The organism is Streptomyces sp. NPDC056361, from assembly GCF_042262805.1.
GTDB lineage: Bacteria > Actinomycetota > Actinomycetes > Streptomycetales > Streptomycetaceae > Streptomyces.
In genome coordinates, this window is the sequence record NZ_JBHJQI010000250.1 from 1 (window position 1) to 6141 (window position 6141).

Here is a 6141-nt window from a genome sequence, read left to right on the forward strand (position 1 = left end):
CGCCGGGTCCGTGGGGACGCGGCGGGCGGTCGGCGTACGCCTTCGAGGCCTGTTCGTGCGGGCGGTCAGCCCTGGCGGGCCAGGTCGGCGGCGCCGACGAGTCCTGCCTTGTTGCCGAGCTGGGCGGCGAGGACCTGGGCGTGCGGACGCCACTGTCCGCCGATCAGCCAGCGCCGGAAGGACTTGCGGATCGGGTCGAGGACGAGGTCGCCCTCGTCCGAGACGCCGCCGCCGACGATGAACGCCGACGGGTCGAAGAGCGAGGCCAGGTCGGCCAGTCCGGCGCCGGCCCAGCGGGCCAGCTCGCGGAAGGAGTCGACGGCGACCGGGTCGCCGGCGCGGGCGGCCTGGCTGACGTGCTTGCCCTCGATGCCGTCCGGGGTGCCGTCGCCGAGGCCGAGCAGGATCTCCGCCCGCTCCGGGGTGGCGTTGGCGCGCTGCCTGGCGTACCGGACGAGCGCGCGGCCGGAGGCGTACTGCTCCCAGCAGCCCTGGCTGCCGCAGCCGCACAGCAGGCCGTCGGGGACGACCCGGATGTGGCCGAATTCGGCGGCCACGCCGAAGCGTCCGCGGCGCAGCTTGTTGCCGATGATGATGCCGCCGCCGAGGCCGGTGCCGAGGGTGATGCAGATGACGTCCTCGTGGCCCTGGCCTGCGCCGAACTTGTACTCGCCCCAGGCCGCCGCGTTGGCGTCGTTCTCGACGACGACGGGCAGGCCGACCCGCTGCTCGACCTTGTCCTTGAGCGGCTCGTGCCGCCAGTCGATGTTCGGCGCGAAGAGGACGGTGGCACGCTTGTCGTCGACGTAGCCCGCGGCGCCGATGCCGACGGCCTCGATCGAGTGGCCCTTGCCGGCCTCGGAGACGGCCGCGCTGATCGCGTCGACGATCCCCTCGGGGGTCGGCGGGGTGGGCACCTTGTGCGTGTCGAGGATCTTGCCGTCCTCGTCGACCACGCCGGCCGCGATCTTCGTGCCGCCGATGTCGACGCCGATGGTGAGTCCCATGTGTCCCTCAGTTTTCGGTCGAGCCCCGCTAGGGCCCACCGTACCCGAGGGCGGGACGGCTACTGATCAGTCAAGGTCGATGTGCTGGCCGGTTCCGGGCCCTTCGTCGTCCTTGCGCGGCCCTTCGTCGTCCGGCCGGGGCGCGTCGGCGTCGCGGCGCGGGTCGTCCTCGGCCACGGGGCCGCCCCGGGTCCAGCGGCTCTCGTGGCCCTCGACGGCCGAGCGGTAGGCGGCGAGGAGTTCGCTGCCGGCGGCGGCGAGGTGGTCGAAGACCTGCGGGTTGCGCTCGATGACGGGCTCGACGACGGCCTTCGCCTGGTTGACGAGCTGCTGCACGGTCTGCACGGCCTGGCCCGCGAGGAGGGGGTTCCCGAGACCGCCGGAGACCTTGTCGGCGACGGCCTCGAAGAGCTTGCGGAACTCCTCCGCGGGCGAGCCCGGCTCAGCCCCGCCCTGTGCCCGGCGGCGGGCCTTCTCCGCCTCCAGGTCCTCGGCGCACGCTTTGGCCCAGGCGTCCGAATCGCTCATGGCGCACTCCTCACTGGCTGGTACTTCGACGGTACACGGCCTCAGGGAGTGCGTGGCCAGAGTCCCGGGTCGGGCGTGAAGCGCACGCGGAGGTCCCCGTCGACGAGTGCCGCCCCGGTGACGGTGCAGCGGCGCAGGGCGCCCGGCAGGGGGATGCTGCGGCGGAACGGTCCGACGGTCAGCAGCAGTTCGTCGCCGCGCCGGACGAGCCCGAGTTCCTCCTTGACGGCGCCCGGCAGGGCGATGTGCCAGACGAGCACGCCGTCCTCCTCCCGCCGGTCCTCGACGGGCCACGCCGGTACGGGGGCGGGCGGGGCGTCCGGCCGTACCGGCGCGAGGAGGGCGAGGTCCTCGGCTCCGCGCGGGTCCCGGCCGAGGTGCGGGAGCTCGCACAGGACGTCGGCGGCGGTACGGAGCTCCGCCAGGTGCCGGTGCTGCTCGGCGGTGAGTCCGGCGAGCCAGGGGTCCTCCGACGTGGCGGGCAGCAGCCGGTTGGCGACGACCGCTTCCAGCGCGAGGCCCTGGAGGGCGAGTCCCAGCCGTGCCGTGCGCAGGGCCCGGACGGCGGCGGGGCCGGGTTCGACCACGAGCCGGACGCCGGTACCGGGGGCTTCGACGACGGCCTGGACGGCGGCGAGCTCCGCCTCCCAGCGCGCGGTCGTCTCGTAGAGCCACTGCGCGGGCATCGGGACGCCGGCGAGCTGCGCCAGCATGGGGCGCAGGGCGCGGGCGGCCTGCCGCTCGGGCGGGAGGAGGCGGCGCACATAGCGGCGGAGCTGCTCGGGCAGCGCGAGGACGGCGAGCGCCTCGGGCGTCGGCGGCAGGTCGACGACGGCGACGTCGTGGTCGCCGCGGGCGGCGTCGCGCACCGCTCTCAGCAGCGCCAGCTGTCGGCTGCCGGGCAGCTCCGTCAGTTCCGCGTCCTCGAACGGGGCGGCCCCGAGGAGGTCGAGCGCGGCCCCCGACCTCGCCTGGAACCCGAGGAACTCGCGCCGGAAGTCGGCCGCGGGATCGGGCCGCAGCACCGTGAGCCGCTCGCCCTCCACGCCCGCGCCGGCGTCCTCGGAGAGGAGCACCACCCGCTTCCCCGCGCCCGCCTCCGCGAGGGCGGTCGCGGCGGCGACGGTGGTGCGCCCCGCGCCGCCGGGCCCTGTGACAAGGATGATCCGCATGCGGAGGACGTTACCCGCGCCCTCCGAGGGGTCACGCGCCGGATTCGACGCGCTTCTTCAGGCCGGCGAGGGCGCGGTCGATGATGACCTTCTCGGCCTTGCGCTTGATCATGCCGAGCATGGGGATCTTGACGTCGACGGTGAGCTGGTAGGTGACCTCGGTGCGGTCGCCGTCGAGCGGGGCGAGCCGGTAGGAGCCGTCGAGGGAGCGGAGCATCTGGGACTTGACGAGGGTCCAGCTGACCTCGTTGGCGCCGGTCCAGGTGTAGGCGAGGGTGTGGTCGTCCTTGATGGCGCCGGCGTCGAGGAGCAGGCGGACCTTCTCGGCGCGGCCGGAGCCGTCGGTCTCCAGGACCTCGGCCTCCTTCACCTCGCCGGTCCACTCGGGGTAGCGGGCGAAGTCGGCGATCACACCCATGACGTCGGCCGGCGCCGCCTCGATGGTGATGCTCGAGCTGGTGTGTTCGGCCATCGCGGTGGCTCCTCCACGGTGCGGTCCGGCGGAAGTGAAAGGGCACAGACGTGCCTACGGCAGGCTATCGCGCCTCGACTCCGGCCCCGTCACCACTCCAGGGCGAAGGGGGTGCCGGTCGAGGCGAAGTGGCCGACGTTCACGCACTCGGTCGAGCCGATCCGCATCCGCCGCGCGAGCGGCTGGTGGACGTGGCCGAAGAGGGCGTAGCGGGGCCGGACGCGGTGGATCGCGTCGAGCAGGGCCCGGCTGCCGCGCTCGAAGCGGCGGGCGACGGTGTCGTAGGTCAGGTCCGGCACGTCCGGCGGGATGTGGGAGCAGAGGATGTCGACGTCCCCGAGCGCCTCGACCTTCGCCGCGTACTCCTCGTCGGAGATCTCGTACGGGGTGCGCATGGGGGTGCGCAGGCCGCCGCCGACGAAGCCGACGGTGAGGCCGCCGAGCTCGATCCGCTCGCCGTCGAGGACGGTGGTGCCCGGTCCGGCGAAGTCGGGCCAGAGGCGGGGGATGTCGACGTTGCCGTAGGTGGCGTACGTGGGGGTGGGGAAGGCGGCGAAGAGTTCGGCGTACTGGCGGCGCACGGCGGCCTCGATGGCGGTGTCCCGGTCGACGTCGAGCCCGGCCCAGAGGCTGCGCCCCAGGTCACGGGCCTCGTCGAAGCGGCGGGCGGTGCGCAGCTCGACCAGCCGGTCGGCGTTCTCGGTGCCGAAGAGGTCGGGGAAGATCCCGCGGCTGTGGTCGGCGTAGTCGAGGAAGAGGACCAGGTCACCGAGGCATATCAGGGCGTCGGCGCCCTCCCCGGCCTTGGCGAGGTCGCCGGCGTTGCCGTGTACGTCACTGACCACATGGACTCGCATGAGCCCACCTTAGGGGGTGTCACCTGCGGTTACTTGGGAGTCGTGAAACCGGTGGATTACTGTGCGCAGAGCACCGCCACATATGTGTGACGCACGGAACATCTGGCCGGGACCCCCTATCGGGAACCGTGTACTGGTGGGTAACGTCCGGGCAGTCCAGTCGTGCTCACCCCCACTGAGCACCTGCCCGAACATGGACTTCACCGGTGCATCACACAGAGCCGTGGCGCCGGCGCCCGATGAGGAGCAGCAGTCTTGCGCGAGTTCAGCCTTCCGGCCCTGTACGAGGTCCCCGCGGACGGCAACCTGACGGATCTCATCCGCCGCAACGCCTCCCAGCATCCAGACGTCGCCGTGATGGGGCGCAAGGTCGACGGCGTCTGGACGGACGTCACCGCCACGCAGTTCCTCGCGGAGGTCCGCGGGGCGGCCAAGGGCCTGATCGCCGCGGGCGTGGAGCCGGGCGACCGGGTCGCGCTGCTCTCCCGCACGCGCTACGAGTGGGTCCTGCTCGACTTCGCGATCTGGAGCGCGGGCGGTGTGACCGTGCCGGTGTACGAGACCAGCTCGCCGGAGCAGATCCAGTGGATCCTCGGCGACTCGGGCGCGACCCTGGCGCTCGTCGAGAGCGCGGCGCACCAGGCGTCGGTGGAGTCCGTGCGGGAGCACCTTCCGGAGCTCAAGGACGTCTGGCAGATCGAGGACGACGCGGTCGCGCGGCTGACGGCGACCGGGGCGGACGTCTCCGACGAGCTGCTCGACGCGCGCATGTCGGCGGCGAACGCCGACGACCCGGCGACGATCGTCTACACCTCGGGCACGACGGGCCGCCCCAAGGGCTGCGTCCTGTCCCACCGGGCCTTCTTCGCCGAGTGCGGCAACATCGTCGAGCGGCTCAAGCCCCTCTTCCGTACGGGCGAGTGCTCGGTGCTGCTGTTCCTGCCGGCCGCGCACGTCTTCGGGCGGCTCGTCGAGGTCGCGTCCGTGATGGCGCCGATCCGCCTCGGCTGCGTACCGGACATCAAGAACCTAACCGACGAGCTGGCCTCGTTCCGGCCGACGCTGATCCTGGGCGTGCCGCGGGTCTTCGAGAAGGTCTACAACTCGGCGCGGGCGAAGGCCCAGGCCGACGGCAAGGGCAAGATCTTCGACAAGGCCGCGCACACGGCCATCGCGTACAGCCGGGCGATCGGCACCCCGCAGGGCCCGTCCTTCGGCCTCAAGCTGAAGCACAAGGTCTTCGACAAGCTGGTCTTCAGCAAGCTGCGGGCGGTGCTCGGCGGGCGCGGCGAGTACGCGATCTCGGGCGGCGCGCCGCTGGGCGAGCGGCTCGGCCACTTCTTCCGGGGCATCGGCTTCACGGTCCTGGAGGGCTACGGCCTGACGGAGTCGTGCGCGGCGACGGCGTTCAACCCGTGGGACCGGCAGAAGATCGGCACGGTCGGCCAGCCGCTGCCGGGCTCGGTGGTGCGGATCGCCGACGACGGCGAGGTGCTGCTGCACGGCGAGCACATCTTCACGGAGTACTGGAACAACCCGGCGGCGACGGCCGAGGCGCTGGCGGACGGCTGGTTCCACACGGGTGACATCGGCACGCTCGACGAGGACGGCTACCTCGCGATCACCGGCCGCAAGAAGGAGATCCTGGTGACGGCGGGCGGCAAGAACGTCGCCCCGGCGGTCATCGAGGACCGGATCCGGGCGCACGCGCTGGTCGCGGAGTGCATGGTGGTCGGCGACGGGCGCCCGTTCGTGGGTGCGCTCGTCACCATCGACGAGGAGTTCCTCGGCCGCTGGGTCGCCGAGCACGGCAAGCCGGCGGGTTCGACGGCGGCTTCCCTCCGCGACGACGCGGAGCTCATGGCGGAGGTCCAGCGGGCGATCGACGACGGCAACGCCGCGGTCTCGAAGGCCGAGTCGGTCCGCAAGTTCCGCATCCTGCCGGCCCAGTTCACCGAGGAGGCGGGCCACATCACGCCGTCCCTGAAGCTGAAGCGGAACGTGGTGGCGAAGGACTTCGCGGACGAGATCGAGGCGATCTACCAGGGCTGAGGCCCGCGGACGGACCATCCGGCCGGAGGCCCGGGGCGATGTCGCCCCGGGCC

Annotated in this window: 6 protein-coding genes; 1 reads left to right on the forward strand and 5 read right to left on the reverse strand. The window is 72.6% G+C overall.

The window, feature by feature from the left end; all coding sequences use genetic code 11:
- Positions 1 to 65: 65 nt before the first annotated feature.
- From ACFCY7_RS39250 to ACFCY7_RS39270, 5 genes are all read right to left on the reverse strand, one after another.
- A complete protein-coding gene (locus tag ACFCY7_RS39250) occupies positions 66 to 1007 on the reverse strand; it encodes an ROK family glucokinase (protein WP_376490873.1) in 942 nt (313 codons plus the stop codon).
- A gap of 66 nt (positions 1008 to 1073) precedes the next feature.
- Positions 1074 to 1535: a DUF5304 domain-containing protein gene (locus ACFCY7_RS39255; protein ID WP_376490874.1), complete on the reverse strand. Its 462-nt coding sequence runs from the start codon at positions 1533 to 1535 to the stop codon at positions 1074 to 1076.
- A gap of 41 nt (positions 1536 to 1576) precedes the next feature.
- Positions 1577 to 2707 carry an ArsA family ATPase gene (locus ACFCY7_RS39260; protein ID WP_376490875.1) on the reverse strand — a complete coding sequence of 377 codons (1131 nt, stop codon included), beginning with the start codon at positions 2705 to 2707 and terminating at the stop codon, positions 1577 to 1579.
- A 31-nt stretch (positions 2708 to 2738) separates the two neighbouring features.
- Complete coding sequence (locus ACFCY7_RS39265; RefSeq protein WP_376490876.1) at positions 2739 to 3179, reverse strand: SRPBCC family protein; 441 nt, start codon at positions 3177 to 3179, stop codon at positions 2739 to 2741.
- A gap of 89 nt (positions 3180 to 3268) precedes the next feature.
- Positions 3269 to 4036 carry a metallophosphoesterase gene (locus tag ACFCY7_RS39270; protein WP_376490877.1) on the reverse strand — a complete coding sequence of 256 codons (768 nt, stop codon included), beginning with the start codon at positions 4034 to 4036 and terminating at the stop codon, positions 3269 to 3271.
- A gap of 255 nt (positions 4037 to 4291) precedes the next feature.
- Between ACFCY7_RS39270 and ACFCY7_RS39275 the strand changes: the two genes are divergently transcribed.
- A complete protein-coding gene (locus tag ACFCY7_RS39275) occupies positions 4292 to 6088 on the forward strand; it encodes an AMP-dependent synthetase/ligase (RefSeq protein ID WP_376490878.1) in 1797 nt (598 codons plus the stop codon).
- Positions 6089 to 6141 lie beyond the last annotated feature (53 nt).